Annotated in this window: 5 protein-coding genes; 4 read left to right on the forward strand and 1 reads right to left on the reverse strand. The window is 70.2% G+C overall.

Annotated features, from left to right (window positions below; genetic code table 11):
- Positions 1 to 124 precede the first annotated feature (124 nt).
- Genes AB0F86_RS05030 through AB0F86_RS05040 form a run of 3 tightly spaced genes read left to right on the forward strand, consistent with a single transcriptional unit; the run spans position 125 to position 15,641 of the window.
- Positions 125 to 13,768 (forward strand): amino acid adenylation domain-containing protein, encoded by a 13,644-nt coding sequence (locus AB0F86_RS05030; protein ID WP_356982099.1) that lies wholly within the window; start codon positions 125 to 127, stop codon positions 13,766 to 13,768.
- Positions 13,765 to 14,754, forward strand: coding sequence for an ATP-binding cassette domain-containing protein (locus AB0F86_RS05035; protein WP_181696337.1), 990 nt, complete (start codon positions 13,765 to 13,767; stop codon positions 14,752 to 14,754). Before AB0F86_RS05030 ends, AB0F86_RS05035 begins: the two co-directional genes overlap by 4 nt.
- Positions 14,751 to 15,641: an ABC transporter permease gene (locus AB0F86_RS05040; protein WP_225280292.1), complete on the forward strand. Its 891-nt coding sequence runs from the start codon at positions 14,751 to 14,753 to the stop codon at positions 15,639 to 15,641. Before AB0F86_RS05035 ends, AB0F86_RS05040 begins: the two co-directional genes overlap by 4 nt.
- 63 nt (positions 15,642 to 15,704) lie before the next feature.
- Here the strand turns inward: AB0F86_RS05040 and AB0F86_RS05045 are convergent, their stop codons facing one another.
- Positions 15,705 to 16,040, reverse strand: a complete 336-nt coding sequence (locus tag AB0F86_RS05045) for an RNA polymerase-binding protein RbpA (RefSeq protein WP_067492212.1) — start codon at positions 16,038 to 16,040, stop codon at positions 15,705 to 15,707.
- Positions 16,041 to 16,285: 245 nt separating this feature from the next.
- Between AB0F86_RS05045 and AB0F86_RS05050 the strand changes: the two genes are divergently transcribed.
- The gene (locus tag AB0F86_RS05050; RefSeq protein ID WP_067492213.1) at positions 16,286 to 16,612 is read left to right on the forward strand and encodes a hypothetical protein; all 327 of its coding nucleotides are present in this window, start codon (positions 16,286 to 16,288) and stop codon (positions 16,610 to 16,612) included.
- The last annotated feature ends 6 nt before the right edge of the window (positions 16,613 to 16,618 follow it).

Below are 16,618 nucleotides of genomic sequence, written 5' to 3' on the forward strand. Positions count from 1 at the left end.
TCCAGATCGGTAGCCATCCGGCCGCCGGAGTACTCCGAATCATGGGCGTGGATAGCCACGCCCTGGGCCGTCGTGTGCCCGGGCGCTGCTCGGGGAGTCGTGACACACCAGAACGGAGTGCTTGATGAGTTCATTGGCCACCGACCGCGTCAGCTCATGCGTCACCGACGAGGACTCGAGCCAGCCGTTCGCTTTGTCGCCCGGTCAGACGGCGCTGTGGTACGCGCAACGGATCAGGCCCGACATTCCGCTCACGATCGCGCACTACGTGGAACTGCACGGCGATCTCGACCCGGGCAGGCTGCTCTACGCCATCGAGCGATTCGGCGCCGAATCCCAGGTGGGACACGTGCGCCTACTCGAGATCGACGGCGTACCCCATCAGCGCGTCGATCCGAGTTGGCGGCCCGGCTGGGCCCGTATCGATCTGCGCGGCGAGCCCGATCCGCGCGCGGCCGCACTACGGTGGATGAACGAGCACGCCAGCACGCCCATCGACATGGAGAACGAGCCGCTCACCATCAATGTGGTGCTGCGCATCGGGGAGCGCGACTGGTTCTGGTACGAGCGCGGTCACCACATCGTGATCGACGGATACGGGGCGATGAACGCGCTCGCGCGCACCGCCGAGATCTACACCGCGGTCGGCGAGCAGCGCGAGCCCTCCGTGTCGCGCGCCGCCGCACTGGTCGACCTCTACGCCGACGAGTCGCGCTACCGCGAGTCCAGCCGTTTCCACGCCGACCGCGAGTACTGGATGCAACAACTCGCCGGTGTCGGCGAGCCGATGACACTGTCGTCGGTGACGGCGACCGGCGACACCCACGACCCCGGCCGTCACCGCGCGACCGCCGTGCTCGACACCGACCTCGACACCCTGCTCACGCAGGCGATCACCGCGCACAATTCGGCCAATTCCGCGCTCATCGTCGCCGCCCTCGCCGCCTACGTCCGCTCGGTCACCGGCAATGCCGACGTGGTGCTGAGCCTGCCCGTCTCGGCGCGCACCACCGTGGCGTTGCGCCGCTCGGCGGGTGTGGTGTCCAACGTCGTTCCGCTGCGCGTGCGTTTCGACGAGAACACCACCGTCGCCGATGTGGTGCGCCAGACCGAACTGCAGATCACCGGCGCCCTGCGGCACCAGCGCTACCGCTCCGACGACATCCGCCGCGACTGCGGCTACTCGCGCGACGCACGTGGGTTCTTCGGGCCGATGGTCAACATCATGCTGTTCCACGACGAGCTGAAATTCGGTGATATCACCGGTCAGCTGCACGTGCTGGCGACCGGCCCCGTCGAAGACCTCTCCATCAATATCTACAACGGCGACGGCGGCCGCATCCAGCTCGACTTCGAGGCCAACCCCCGCCTCTACGGCGAGACCGAGAATTCGGCGCATCACGCCCGCTACCTGGACTTCCTCGCCCGGTTCCTGGCCGCCGTCCCCGACAGCCCGGCCCACGCGCTCAACGCCATCACCGCGACCGAACGCGAACGCGTGCTGCGGGAATGGAATGCCACCGAGATCCCGGTGCCCACCGGCACGCTCGTCTCGCTGTTCACCGACCAGGTGCGACGCAGCCCGCACGCCGTCGCGCTCGAGTACGGTGACCGCGCCATCGGCTACACCGAACTGTCCGAACGGGTGAACCAGCTGGCCCGCGAACTCATCGCGCGCGGTGCGGGCCCGGAGACCACCGTCGGCTTGTGCCTGCACCGCAGCATCGAGATGGTGATCGGTATGTACGCCGTGCTCGCCACCGGCGCCGCCTACCTGCCGATCGATCCGGAGCATCCGGTCGATCGCATCGATGCCGTTGTGGCACAGGCGAAACCGGTGTGTGTGCTGACCGCCGCTCGCGATAGTGTGCGGCTGCCCGCAGGTGCTGTGCGCGTGGATCTGGACACGCTCGACGTCACCGGGCACGACATCGCCCCCATCACCGACGCCGACCGCCGTGCGCCGCTGCGGCCCGAACACCCCGCCTACGTCATCTTCACCTCGGGATCCACCGGCAAGCCGAAGGGTGTGGCGGTCACGCACGCCGCCATCGTCAACCGGCTGCGGTGGATGCAGGCCGAATACCCGCTCGACCACAGCGACGCCGTGCTGCAGAAGACCCCGGCCACCTTCGACGTGTCGGTCTGGGAGTTCTTCTGGCCGTTGCAGGTCGGGGCTCGGCTGGTCGTGGCCGCACCCGGCGGGCACCGCGATCCGGCGTACCTGGCGCGAATCATCACCGAGAAGTCGGTCACCACAGCGCATTTCGTGCCGTCGATGTTGTCGTTGTTCGTCACCGATCCGCGCGTGCGCGGCGGGGCGAACCTGCGGCGGGTGTTCTGCAGCGGTGAGGCGCTGCCCGGTGCCACCGTCGCCGACTTCCATGCCGCGCTGCGCGGGCCGGAGCTGCACAACCTGTACGGGCCGACCGAGGCCGCGGTCGACGTCACCTACTGGCCGTGCCCGGTCGGGGCGACCACCGTGCCGATCGGCTCGCCGGTGTGGAACACCAAGACCTATGTGCTCGATCCGCAGCTGCGCCCGGTCCCGCCCGGCGTGGTCGGCGAGCTGTACCTCGCGGGCACCCAGCTGGCGCGCGGCTACCTCGGCAGGCCCGATCTGACGGCCGATCGGTTCGTCGCCAACCCGTTCACCCCCGGGCAACGCATGTACCGCACGGGCGACCTGGCCCGCTGGCAGCTCGACGGCGGCGTCCTGGAATACCTGGGGCGCACCGACTTCCAGGTCAAGATCCGTGGTCTGCGCATCGAGCTCGGCGAGGTCGAGTCCGCGTTGCTCGCCCAGCACGGTGTCGCCCGTGCCGTCTGCGTGGCGCGGACCAGCCGCACCGGCGACGACGAACTCGTCGCCTATGTGGTCGCCGCACCGGGCGCCGCCGCACCGGAGGTGGCGGCCTTGATGGCGGCGCTGCGCCGGGCGCTGCCCTCCTACATGGTGCCCTCGGCGCTGGTCGTGCTCGACGAACTGCCGCTGAGCGCCAACGGCAAGGTGGATCGCAAGGCACTGCCCGCCCCCGAGGTGGGTGTGCGGGTGACCACCGGTGCGGACGCACCGCAGACCGAGCTGGAATGCGCGCTCGCCGAGATCTTCGCCGAGGTGCTCGCCCTCGACGGCACCGGAATCGGCGTGCAGGACAGCTTCTTCGACCTCGGCGGCAACTCGCTCGTCGCCGCGCGCGCCGTCGCCAGGATCAACACCACCCTCGACGCGAGCATCAGCATCCGGCACCTGTTCGAGGCCTCGACCATCGCGTCGCTGGCCGAGTACATCAGCACCCACCGGCCCGAGACCTCCACGCCCGAGCTGGTTCCCGCGACCCGGCCGGAACGGGTGCCGCTGTCGCTGGCCCAGCAGCGGCTCTGGATCCTCAACCGGTTCGCCGAACACGCCGCCGCCTACAACATGCCGCTGGCGCTGCGGCTGACCGGTCGGCTCGACCTCGCCGCCCTGCGGGCCGGCCTCCGTGACGTGCTCGACCGCCACGAAAGCCTGCGCACCAGCTTCCCCGACGGCCCGGAGGGGCCGTACCAGCTGATCCATCCCGCCGCCGCCGTGGCACCCGATCTCGTCGCGCACGACGGGGACGGCCGCATCGACGACCTCGTCGCCGAGGTCGCCGGGCGCGGCTTCGACCTGCGCGGCGAGACGCCGCTGCGGGTGGTGCTGTACCGCCTGGCCCCGGACGAGCATCTGCTGGTCGTGGTGCTGCACCACATCTGCGGAGACGGCTGGTCGGTCGCACCGCTGGCCAGGGATCTGATGACCGCCGTCGCCGCCCGCGCCGAGGGCAACGCGCCACGGTGGACGCCACTGCCCGTGCAGTACGCCGATTTCGCACTGTGGCAACGGGAACTGCTCGGTGACGAGACCGACCCGGAGGCACCGCTGGGGCGTCAGCTCGGGCACTGGCGCCGGGCCCTTGCCGGACTGCCCGATCAGCTCGACCTGCCGCTCGACCGCCCGCGCCCGTTGCGACGGACTACCGGCGGCGACACGGTCGCCCTCACCATCGATGCCGAAACACGCCGCGCGGCAAGCCAGCTCGCCAGCGGCCGCGGGGTGAGCATGTTCATGGTGCTGCACGCCGCACTGGCCACCGTGCTCGCGCGCGTGTGCGGCAGCACCGACATCACCATCGGCACCCCGATCGCGGGACGCTCCGATCCGGCGCTCGACGAACTCGTCGGCATGTTCGTCAACACCCTCGTGCTGCGCACCGATGTCGACCTCGGTGCCGGTTTCGACCGGGTGCTCGACCAGGTCCGCGAAACCGACCTCGACGCCTTCGCCAACCCCGATGTGCCCTTCGAACGGCTCGTCGAACTGGTGAACCCGGACCGGTCGACCAACCGGCATCCGCTGTTCCAGGTGATGCTGTCCTACGACCGCACCCCCGAGCTGCGCGTCGAACTGCCCGGTGTGGCCGCCGAACTCGTGCCGGTGCAGACTGGTGTCGCCAAGTTCGATCTGCAGCTCGAGGTGCGCGACAACCACGGTGACGGGCCGCTGCACGCCGAATTCGGGTATGCCACCGATGTTTTCGATCGCTCGACCGTCGAGGCCATCGCCCGCCGGTTCACCACCATGCTGCGGTTCGCGCTGGCCGCGCCGCAGGAACCGATCGGTGATCTGCCGCTGCTCGACCGTCGCGAGATCGCGCGGCTCGTGCCCGTGGCGGGCGCACCGGCCGAACCGGCCGACACCCTCGCCCGCCTGCTCGCCGATACCGCCCAGCGCCTGCCCGATTCGGTCGCGGTGCGCTATCTCGGGCTCGACACGACCTACCGGGAGCTCGACGAGCGCTCGAACAGGTTGGCGCGCAGCCTGATCGCGCACGGCGCGGGCCCCGAGTCGGTGGTGGCGGTGGCGTTGCCGCGTGGGCTGGAATCGATCATCGCCATCTGGGCGGTCGCCAAGACCGGTGCCGCGTACGTGCCGGTCGACCCGGCGTACCCCACCGAGCGCATCGCGCACATGATCGGCGACTCCGGTGCGGTGCTGGGGCTCACCCTGCCCGAACACCTCGCCGCGCTGCCGACCACCGTCGGCAAGCACCGCCGGGCACCGGAATGGCTGGTGTTCGGGACCGCAGCCTTCGAAGCCGACTGCGCACACCGCTCGGCCGCGCCTGTGCGCGATATCGAGCGCACGCACCCGATGCGGCCGACCCAGCCCGCGTACCTGATCTACACCTCGGGCTCCACCGGCCTGCCCAAGGCGGTTGTCGTCACCCATGCGGGCATCTCTTCGCTGGCCAGCGAGCAGACCCAGCTGTTCCGGGTGACCGATGCCGCCCGTACCCTGCATTTCTCCTCACCGAGTTTCGACGCGTCGGTGCTGGAGTTGCTGCTCGGTTTCGCCGCGGGCGCGACCGTCGTCGTCGCCCCAGCCGACCTGTACGGCGGCGCCGAACTGGCGGGATTCCTCCGCTCGGAACGGATCACGCACGCGTTCATCACCCCGGCCGCCCTGGCGACCGTGCCCGCCGGTGAGTTCCCCGAACTCAACACCGTCATCGTCGGCGGCGAGGCCTGCTCCGACGAACTGGTCGACACCTGGGCCGGTCGATACCGGATGCACAACATGTACGGCCCGTCGGAGGCGACCGTCGCGGTCACCGCGAGCGCCGCCATGGTGCCCGGCGAGCCGGTGCCGCTCGGTGCGCCCGTGCGCGGGATGCGCTTGTTCGTCCTCGATTCCCGGCTGCACCCGGTGCCGCCGGGGACTCCGGGCGAACTGTATGTGTCCGGTCCCGGTGTGGCGCGTGGGTACCTGGGCAAACTCGGCCTCACCGCGCAGCGCTTCGTCGCGAATCCGCACGGCCGTGTGGGCGAAAGGATGTACCGGACCGGCGATCTCGTGGTCGCCGACGCCACCGGTCGCCTGCGTTTCCTCGGGCGCGCCGACGACCAGATCAAGATCCGTGGCTTCCGTATCGAGCTGCGCGAGATCGACCATGTGCTGCGCGAACACCCGGGAGTGCGCTCGGCGACGACCGTGGTGCACGTCGACGATCACGGTCAGCAGCGGCTCGCGTCCTACGTCACCGCCGACGGGCCGATCGAACCGGCGGCCGTGCTCGACACCGCGCGCGGCAGACTGCCCGGTTACATGGTGCCCGCCGCGCTGGCGGTGCTCGACCGGATGCCGGTGACGCCGGCGGGCAAATTGGACCGAAAGGCCCTGCCCGCACCGGAATTCGCGGCAGCAGGCGGATCGCGCGCTCCGCGTACCCACCTCGAGATGCGGGTGGCCGCGGTGTTCACCGAGATCCTCGGCAGGCCGGTGCCCGGCGCGGAGGACAGCTTCTTCGACATCGGCGGCAATTCGCTGCTCGCCACCCGGCTGGCCGCGGCGCTGCACGCCGACTTCGAGGTCGATCTGCCGGTGCGCCAGATCTTCGAGGCGCCGACGGTGGCCGGCATCGCCGGTTTGATCGCGGAAGCGCCCCGGACGCAGCGGGTGGCGCTGGCGGTACACACCCCGCGCCCGGGACGCATACCACTGTCGCTGCCGCAGCAACGACTGTGGTTCCTCAACCGATTGTCGCCCGAATCCAGCGCCTACAACATCGCTTTCGTCTTGCGAATCGGCGGCGATCTGGATATCGACGCATTGCGCGGCGCGGTCACCGACCTGGTGCAGCGGCACGAGGTGCTGCGCACGGTCTTCCCCGAGGACCTCTCCGGCGCCCAGCAGGTGGTCTTGCCGACGGCCGGGTCGGTGCCGGCGATCGAGCCCGTCGACACCGAACCCGCACGGGCCGAGGAGATACTCGCCGAGTTCGCCAGGCAGGGCTTCGACCTGACCCACGAGACGCCGTTGCGAGTCTCGCTGCTGCGCACCGGGACTCAGGAATACCTGCTCGGCGTGGTCGTGCACCACATCGCCGCGGACGGGTGGTCGCTCGGCCCGTTGACCAAGGATCTCGCGGTGTCGTATGTGGCGCGTGCCGGTGGCAGCGTTCCGGTGCGGGAACCGCTGCCGGTGCAGTACGCCGACTTCAGCCTGTGGCAGCGGGCCGTGCTCGGCGCCGAGGACGACCCCGACAGCATCGCCGCCACCCAGCTCGCGTTCTGGCGCGAGACACTGGCCGAACTGCCCGACGAACTGCCGTTGCCGTTCGACCGACCGCGTCCGGCCGAACCGGTCGGCACGGCGGCCACCGTGGTGTGCCCGGTGTCGGCGCCGTTGCGTGAGGCGATGGAGGAGCTGGCGGCCGAGACCGGTGTCAGCCTGTTCATGGTCGTCCGTTCGGCGCTCGCGGTGCTGCTGCGCGGGGTCACCGGCGGTCGCGACATCCCGATCGGCACCCCGGTCGCCGGACGCACCGACATCCAGCTCGACGAGCTGGTCGGCATGTTCGTCAACACCCTCGTGTTGCGCTCCGACGTCGACCCCGGCGCCAGCTTCACCGAACTGCTGCACGCCGACCGCGATTCGGAGCTGGCCGCGCTCGCGCACGCCGACCTGCCGTTCGAACGGGTCGTCGACGCGCTCGGCCGCGACAGCCGGGCCAACAACCGGCACCCGCTGTTCCAGGTGGCGCTGAGCATGCAGGACGACAGCGCACCGGAACTGGAGCTGCCGGGCCTGCGATTGCGCGCCGAGGAACTCGACATCGCCCGCGCCAAGTTCGACCTGGAACTGCGGGTGGCCCCCGACGGCGACGGGCAGCGTTTCGAATTCGTCTACTCCACCGAGCTTTTCGACCGGGCGACGATCGAGACGCTGGCCACCCGGTTCGCGGCGATCCTCACCCAGGTGACCGCCGACCCGCGCAGGCTGGTGTCCGATATCGACCAGCTCACCGTCGCCGAACATCGCGCGCTCGTCCCGGCGCAGGGGCCGGCGCTGGTCACCCCGGTGGTGCTGTCCGACATCATCGACCGGGCCGCCGACTGGTACCCGCACAGGCCCGCGCTGCGGTGGTTCGCCGGCGGCAGCGTGGCGGGCGAGGTCGGTGAACTCGACTACGACGAGGTGGCCCGACGTGCCCACCGGCTCGGTCGCGCCCTCATCGCACGGGGGATCGGCACCGGCGATCGGGTCGCCGTCGGCCTCACCCGGTCGCTGGACTGCGCGCTCGCCATCTTCGGTGTCGCCGCGAGCGGTGCCGCGTTCGTGCCCGTCGACCCGCGCTACCCGGCCGACCGGGTGCGGCACATGCTCACCGACTCCGGTGCGCGCGCCGTGCTCACCACGAGCGCCGACGCCCCCGCCCTGCGCGAGGCCGCCGGACCGCTCGACACTCGATGGCTGCTGGTCGACGATCCCGACCTGCACACCGAGCTGGCCGGATACGACGACGCCGCGATCCGTGATGCCGAACGCATCCGCCCCATCCACGCCGCCGACCTGGCGTACCAGATCTACACCTCCGGTTCCACCGGTCTGCCCAAGGGCGTCACCGTCACCCACGGTGGTCTGGTCAGCCTCGCGCTCGATCTGCGCGAGCGGATGGGCCTCGACCGGTTCGCCAGGACGTTCTTCTTCTCCACCCCGAGCTTCGACGTCTCCGTGCTCGACATGCTGCTCGCGGTGTACTCCGGCGCGGAGATGGTGATCGGCCCGATCGACGTCTACGGCGGCGACGAACTCGGCGCCCTGCTGGAGCGTGAGGAGATCACCCACACCTTCCTCACCCCCGCCGTACTCGCCTCGATCGATGCGAGCCGCTGGCCGCTGCCGCGACTGCGCGGGCTGATGGCCGGTGGCGAGGCCGTGCCGCCGGATCTGGTGGAGAACTGGGCGCCCGGGCGCCGATTCGTCAATGCCTACGGGCCGACGGAGTTCACCGTCATCGCGGCCATGTCGGAGCTCCGGGTGGGTGTGCCGGTGACCATCGGTACACCGGTGCGCGGATCGCGGGCCCTGGTGCTCGACGAGCGGTTGAAACCGGTCGTCGTCGGGGTTCCCGGCGAGCTCTACATCGGTGGCGCGGGTATCGCCCAGGGCTACCACCAGCGGTTCGGGCTCACCGCGTCGCGCTTCGTCGCCGACCCGTGCGGGCCCGCGGGCAGCCGGATGTACCGCACCGGCGACGTGGTGCGCTGGACCGCCACCGGCGAACTGGACTACCTGGGCCGCAGCGACCACCAGGTGAAGGTGCGTGGTTTCCGCATCGAGCTCGGTGAGATCAGTGCCGTGCTCGGCAGCCATCCCGATGTCCGTTTCGCCCACACCGAGGTGCGCACCATCGCGGGTGACGACCGGATCGTCGCCTGGGTGCAGCTGGGTGAAGACGCGGTCCCGGCCGATCTGGCCGACGTGCGCAATCACGCCGTCAAACACCTGGCCGGGCATATGGTTCCGGCCTCGCTGAACCTGATCGACGCCGTGCCGCTCACACCCGTCGGCAAGCTCGACCGGACGGCACTGCCCGAACCGGAGTTCACCGTCGCGGCGGGCCGTGCACCGCGCACCGAGTCCGAACGCCTGGTGGCCAGGGTGTTCGCCGATCTGCTCGGCGTCGAGGACGTGTCGGCCACCGACAGCTTCTTCGACATCGGCGGCAACTCGCTGCTGGCCACCCAGCTGGTCGCCCGGCTGGCGGCCGCGAGCAATGTGCGCCTCGAGGTGCGTACCGTGTTCGCCGCACCGACCGTCGCCGAGCTCGCGGCGCTGGTGGAGACCGGGCCGTCCGGTGACGAAGGCCGCCCGGACCTGGTGAAACAGGATCGCCCGGAACGGATCCCGCTCTCGGCGGCCCAGCGCAGGCTGTGGTTCCTCAACCGGTTCAACGCCGGTGCGCAGGACCAGTCCGCCGGTGCGTACAACATCCCGGTGGTGCTGCGGTTGCACGGTCCGATCGACCTCGACGCACTCATCGCCGCCCTGCACACGGTGCAACGCAGGCACGAGACGCTGCGCACGGTGTTCCCGGAAACGGCGGGCGAGCCGCAGCAACTGGTGCTCGACCCGCAGATCGCGGCGGTCACTCTCTTCCATGCGAGTGCGACACCGCACGAGGTCGACGCCGCCGTCGCGCGTTTCGCCGCACCTGGCTTCGACCTGTCGGTCTCGGTGCCGTTGCGGGCCGCGCTCATCACCGTCGACCGCACCGGGCTGCCGGTGCCCGCCCAGGCCAAACTGGCCGTCGCCGGGTCTCAGGAGCACGTGCTCGTGCTGGTGGTGCACCACATCGCCATGGACGGGTGGTCGCTGGAACCGCTCGCCGCCGAGGTGGCCGCCGCATACCGTGGCATCCGCGCCGGTGAACCGTTCGGCGAACAGATCCCCGAGATCCAGTACGCCGACTACACGCTGTGGCAGCAGCAGCTGCTCGGCACCGAGGACGACGAGAACTCGCTGATCCGCAAGCAGCTCGATCACTGGCGCGACACCCTCGACGGGCTGCCCGAACTGCTCACCGTGCCCGCCGATCGGTCGCGCCCGCCGGTGCCCTCCTACCGGGGCGGCACCGTCGACTGCGCGGTCGACGCCGCCACCCACCGGGCGCTGCGCGGGATCGCCGCCGCCAACAACGTCAGCATGTTCATGGTGCTGCACGCCGCGCTCGCGGTGCTGCTGCACCGGGTGACGGGCACCGACGACATCGTCGTCGGCACCGCCAGCGCGGGACGTGGTCATCCGGCGCTCGACGCGCTGATCGGCATGTTCGTCAACACCCTTGTGCTGCGCACCGAGGTGTCCGACGACCGCGCCTTCGTCGACCTGCTGCGCACCGTGCGCGACCACGACCTCGACGCCTTCGCCCATGCCGACCTGCCGTTCGAGCGGCTGGTCGAGGTGCTCAATCCCGCACGCTCGCAGGCGCATCACCCGCTGTTCCAGGTGATGCTCTCGGTGCGCAACAACCCGGTGCGGATGCTGGAACTGCCCGGCCTGCGGATCGAGGCGGTCGACGCCGACGCCGGCATCGCCAAGTTCGATCTGCAGTTCACCTTCACCGAGACCCAGACCGGTGATCGCGTCGGTGACGGCATCACCCTGTCGGTGAACTACGCCGCCGACCTGTTCGAGGAGGTCACCGCGCGCCGCCTCGGCGACCGCCTGGTGCGGCTGCTCACCGCTGTCGCCGCCGACCCGAACACCGCCGTCGGCGACCTGGCCCTGCTCGACGCGGTCGAGTGGACCGCGCTGGCACCCGTCCACGGTGCCCGGCCCGACACCCCGGTCACCCTGGCCGAGGTGTTCGACGCCGCGACGGCGCGGGCCCGCGACGGTGTGGCGCTCAGCGCGGGCGACACCGTGGTCACCTACGACGCCCTCGACCGCTGGACCAACCGGCTCGCCCGGCTGCTCATCGGACAGGGTATCGGCCCGGAAAGCCTTGTCGCACTCGGTATTCCGCGCTCGGTGGAGTCGGTGGCGACCATGCTGGCCGTCGCCAAGGCCGGGGCCGCGTTCGTACCGGTCGACCCCAACTACCCGGCGCAGCGGATCAGCCACATGCTCACCGACTCCGGCGCCGCGATCGGGCTGACCCTGCTCGCGCACCGCGACCAGCTGCCCGGTGACTGCCGCTGGCTGGTGCTCGACGACCCGCACACCCGCGCCACCGTGCTCGGCACCGACGACGCGCCGATCACCGACGCGGACCGGGTCCGGCCGCTGCGCCTGGCCAACCCGGCCTACGTGGTGTACACCTCCGGGTCGACCGGCACCCCGAAGGGTGTGGTGGTCACCCACGGCGGCATCTCGAACTTCGCCGCCGAATGCGCCGACCGCTACGACGTGCGACCGGGCAGCCGGGTGCTGCACTTCGCCACCCCGAGCTTCGACGGGTCGATGCTCGACATCCTGTTCGCGCTCGGTGGGGCGGGCACCCTCGTCATCACGCCCGCGGGCATCGTCGGTGGCGAAGAATTGCGTCAGCTGTTCATCCGGGAACGGATCACGCACGCCTTCATCACCACCGCGGCGCTCGGCACCGTCGATCCGACGGGTGTGCATTCGCTCGCGCACATCCTGACCGGTGGTGAGGCGCTGCCGCCAGACCTGCTCGCCCGCTGGGCGCCGGGGCGCAACTTCTACAACGTCTACGGGCCGACCGAGACGACCATCGTCACCCTGATGCCGCAACCGATGAGCCCGCAGGGTCCGATCACCATCGGCGGTCCCATCCGCGGTGTCTCGGCCACGGTGCTCGACCGGCGGTTGCACCCCACCCCGATCGGCGTCACGGGCGAACTGCAGCTGGCCGGTGCGGCGCTGGCCCGCGGCTACCACAATCGGCCGGGGCTCACCGCGCAGCGTTTCGTCGCCAATCCCTACGGTGCGCCCGGTGAACGCATGTACCGCACCGGTGACCTGGTGCGCTGGCGTGACGGCAGGAAGTCGGCGCTCGACGTGGAATACGTCGGCCGCACCGACCACCAGGTGAAGGTGCGCGGGTTCCGGATCGAACTCGGCGAGATCGACGTGGCCTTCGCCCGGCACCCCGACGTGGAGCTGGCGCTCACCGTCGGGCACACCACTCAGGCCGGGGTCACCGCGCTGGTGTCGTATGTGAAGGCCCGCGCCGGCGCGTCGCCGACGGTGCCCGAACTGCTCGAGCACATCGGTGCGCACGTGCCCAATTACATGGTGCCGCAGGCGATCATGCTGCTCGACGAGGTGCCGCTCAGCCCGGTCGGCAAGCTCGACCGTGCCCGGCTGCCCGAACCGGTGTTCACCGCCTCGGGCGGGTACCGCGCGCCGGTGACGCCTGCCGAGGTGGCGCTGTGTGCCGCCTTCGCCGAGGTGCTCGGTGTCGAGCGGGTCGGCGCCGACGACGGGTTCTTCGAACTGGGTGGCAACTCGCTGCTGGCCACCAAAGTCGTCGCGGCACTGCGGGAGCAGGGCTACGAGATGCCGGTGCAGATGATGTTCGGCGATGCCACACCGGCCGCCATCGCCGCCCGGCTCGACGGCGCGGACCCGGCGGAGGTGATGGCCGCCGCCCTGGAACCGGTGCTGCCGATCCGCCCGTCGACCGGGCCGCACGACACCCCGCTGTTCTGTGTGCACCCGGCCATCGGCCTGGCCTGGTGCTACTCGGGGCTGCTCGCACACCTGGCTCCCGATCGACCCGTGTACGGCCTGCAGGCCCCGCACGTGTCCGGTCAGGACAGCTTCACCTCCATCCCGGAGGCCGCGGGTCACTACGTGGCCAATATCCGGGCGATCCAGCCGCACGGGCCGTATCACCTGCTCGGCTGGTCGCTCGGCGGGCTCATCGCGCAGGAGATCGCGGTGCAGTTGCAGGAACTGGGCGAGGACGTGGCGCTGCTGGCGATGATGGACAGCTACCAGCTCGGCGACCGCTGGCTCGACACCGCGATGCCGAGCGTCGCCGACATCCTCGGCGAGTTCGGTGCCGACCTCGTCGACGGCGCACCACTGCCCGCCGACCTCGACCTGCACGAAGCGGCCGATCTGCTGCGGGCACAGCCGGGGCCGTTCGCGGCACTGTCGGTGGACAATCTGCAACGCCTCTACACCGGGTACGCCGACGGGACGGTGATGGCCAACGTGTTCCGGCCGCGTACCTTCGACGGCGATCTGCTGTTCTTCACCGCGGCGGCGGACGAGATCAATGCCGCCGATCCCGCCAGGCGGGCCGGTTCCTGGCAACAGTTCGTCACCGGCACCATCCACAACCACGACCTGCCCTGCAGGCACGCGGCGATGACCACACCGGAGGCGCTGGCGGCGATCGGCCCCGTGCTGCACCGCCACCTCGACGGGGTGCCCGGGATCACCGTGTGCGGCGGCGCCGAGAAGGAGATGCGTCCGTGAGTCTGGCGGTAGAAGTGCGCGGCCTCGCCAAGAGTTTCGGCAAGGTGCGCGTACTGAAGGAGATCGACCTCGAGATACCGGCGGGCACGGTGCTCGGCCTGCTCGGGCCCAACGGCGCGGGCAAGACGACCACCGTGCGGATCGTCACCACCCTGCTTCGCCCCGACGCGGGCACGGTGCGCGTGGCGGGGGTCGATGTGCTGGCCGATCCGGCCGCGGCCCGCACCCGCCTCGGGTTGTCCGGCCAGTACGCGGCGGTCGACGCGAACCTGACCGGATACGAGAACCTGCGCATGGTGGCGCGCCTCTACGGCATGTCGAAGAAGCAGGCCACCGAACGAGCCGAGGAATTGCTCACCGCGCTCGGTCTCGACCACGCGGCGAGCCGCCGCGCGGGCACCTACTCGGGCGGTATGGCCCGGCGCCTCGACCTGGCCGGTTCTCTCGTCGCACGGCCGCCGGTGGTCGTGCTCGACGAACCGACCACCGGCCTCGATCCCCGGGGGCGCCTGGATATGTGGAAGGTGATCGGCGACCTCGTCGACGACGGCACCACGGTGCTGCTCACCACCCAGTACCTGGAGGAAGCCGACCTGCTCGCCGACCGGATCACCGTGATCGACAAGGGCACCGTCATCGCCCGGGGGTCCGCCGACGAACTCAAGACCTCCATCGGCGGCGACCGGCTCACGGTCACCCTGGCCGCCGGGCAGAGTCCCGATCTCGCGGTCTCGGTCCTCGATCAGGTGGGTGTCGGCACGCCGATCCACGAGCCGGGCAGCGACGAAGTATCGGTGGTGGTCGGTAACGGCTCCCGCACGATGGTCGAGGCCCTGCGCCGGCTCGACGACGCGGGGGTGTGCGTGCTCGACGCCGTCGTGGTCCGCCCGACCCTCGACGACGTGTTCCTCTCGCTCACCGGAACCCCGGCCGAACCGGCCACCGAACCCGAAACCGACGACGTGCCAGAGGAGATCCTGTCGTGAGCGTGGCCCCCGACGTCGAGGCGGACAACGACACCCGCGAAATGCCCATCACCCCGGGCTCCTCGCGGCCCGCTGCCGCCGACCAGACCCCGCCGCGGGCCCGGTTCCTGCGCGACAGCGCGATCGTGGCCTACCGCAACCTGCTCACCATCCTGCGGGTGCCGACGCTGTTGGTGACCGCGACCATCCAGCCGTTGATGTTCGTGTTCCTCTTCGCCTACATCTTCGGCGCGTCCCTGGGCGGTGACCAGTACCGTGAGTTCCTGCTCGCGGGCATCTTCACCCAGACCGTGGCGTTCAACGCCGCGTTCACCACGGTCGGGCTGGCCGGCGACCTGCAGAAGGGGATCATCGACCGGATGCGAACGCTGCCGATGTCGCGGCTCGCGGTGCTGATGGGCCGCACACTGTCCGATCTGGTGGTCAATGTGGCGAGCCTGGGGGTGATGGTGATCTGCGGGTACATCGTGGGCTGGCGGATCAACGGCAGCATCGCCGACGCCGCACTGGCCTTCGCCATCATCCTGCTGTTCGCCTTCGCCATGTCCTGGGTCGGCGCGCTGACCGGGCTCATCTCGCCGACCGTCGAGGTGGCACAGAGCGCGGGCCTGATCTGGATGTTCCCGCTGTCGTTCATCTCCTCGGCGTTCATCTCCGCCGAGACCCTGCCCGGTCCGCTGCGCACCATCGCCGAATGGAATCCGATCACCGCCGTCTCGGCCGCCGGGCGCAAACTGTTCGACAACTCCGCACCGCCGTCGTTCGCCCCGGCCACCGGCTGGGCAGCCGACAACTGCATCCTCTACGCGGTGATCTGCTCGCTGGTCATCCTGGCCGTCGCCATGCCCGCTGCGTTGCTGCAGTACCGAAAAGTAGCCAGTCACTGACGAGATGAAACGGCGAAGGCCGCCTTCCCGAGGGGAGGCGGCCTTCGCCGTTGTCGCCGGTGGCTAGCCGCGGCGGCGGGACTTGAGCAGGTCGAGGCGCTCCTTGAGCAGCTCCTCGAGCTCCTCCTTGCTGCGACGCTCCAGCAGCATGTCCCAGTGGGTGCGCGGCGGCTTCACCTTCTTGGTTTCGACCGAGGTGCCCTCCATGAGCTGCCCCTCCTGGCCGTTACGGCACAACCAGGTGGGCGGGATCTCCGCGTCGTCGGCGAACGGGACGTCGAATTCCTCACCGTTGTCGGTGCGGTAGCGGGCGATCCGGCGCGGGGCCAGGTCATGGTCGCGATCGGTCTCGTAGCTCACCGCTCCGAGCCGACTGCCCCGGAGTACGCGATCTGCCATGTGTGCTCCTGTGTCTTTGGCGGCTGGCGCCGCGTGGTTGTCGGCCTGTTCCCCGCACCCTCTGGTCAGTCCAGATCGAGGCGGCCGACAACCGGTACGTGGTACTACCGTTCAACGCGCGGGAAGACTGAACTGTTCCATTGTAGTCGCTACGGCCGGGGTGGCCGTCGGACCCACTGGGTGAGTGCCCGCTCAGCGAGACCTGAACCGCCGGATCGGTCGTGGGGCCGCTAGGGTTTCGCAGCATGTCGCGCAGTCGCCTGCTGTCCTGCTCGTGGTGCGGGCGGGAGATCGTCGATTCCGAATCGGGTCGGCGTCGCCGCTATTGCCGTCAGTCGTGTCGGCAACGTGCCTACGAACACCGCACGAGTCTCAAGGGGACGGGGATTCCCGAGGACGCGGTGGTGCTCACCGCCCAGGAGGCCGCCGACCTGGCCGACCGGTGGTTCGCGGCGCGCTGCGCGGCCGAGGACGTGGCGACGGCTGTGGCCGAGGGCGCGGATCAGGCCGAGCTGGCGCAGCTGAGTGCGACGCTCGTGCAGTTGACCAAGGAAGCCGAACGCCTGCGCTGACTGGGG

This window comes from Nocardia sp. NPDC023733, assembly GCF_040639775.1.
GTDB lineage: Bacteria > Actinomycetota > Actinomycetes > Mycobacteriales > Mycobacteriaceae > Nocardia > Nocardia rosealba.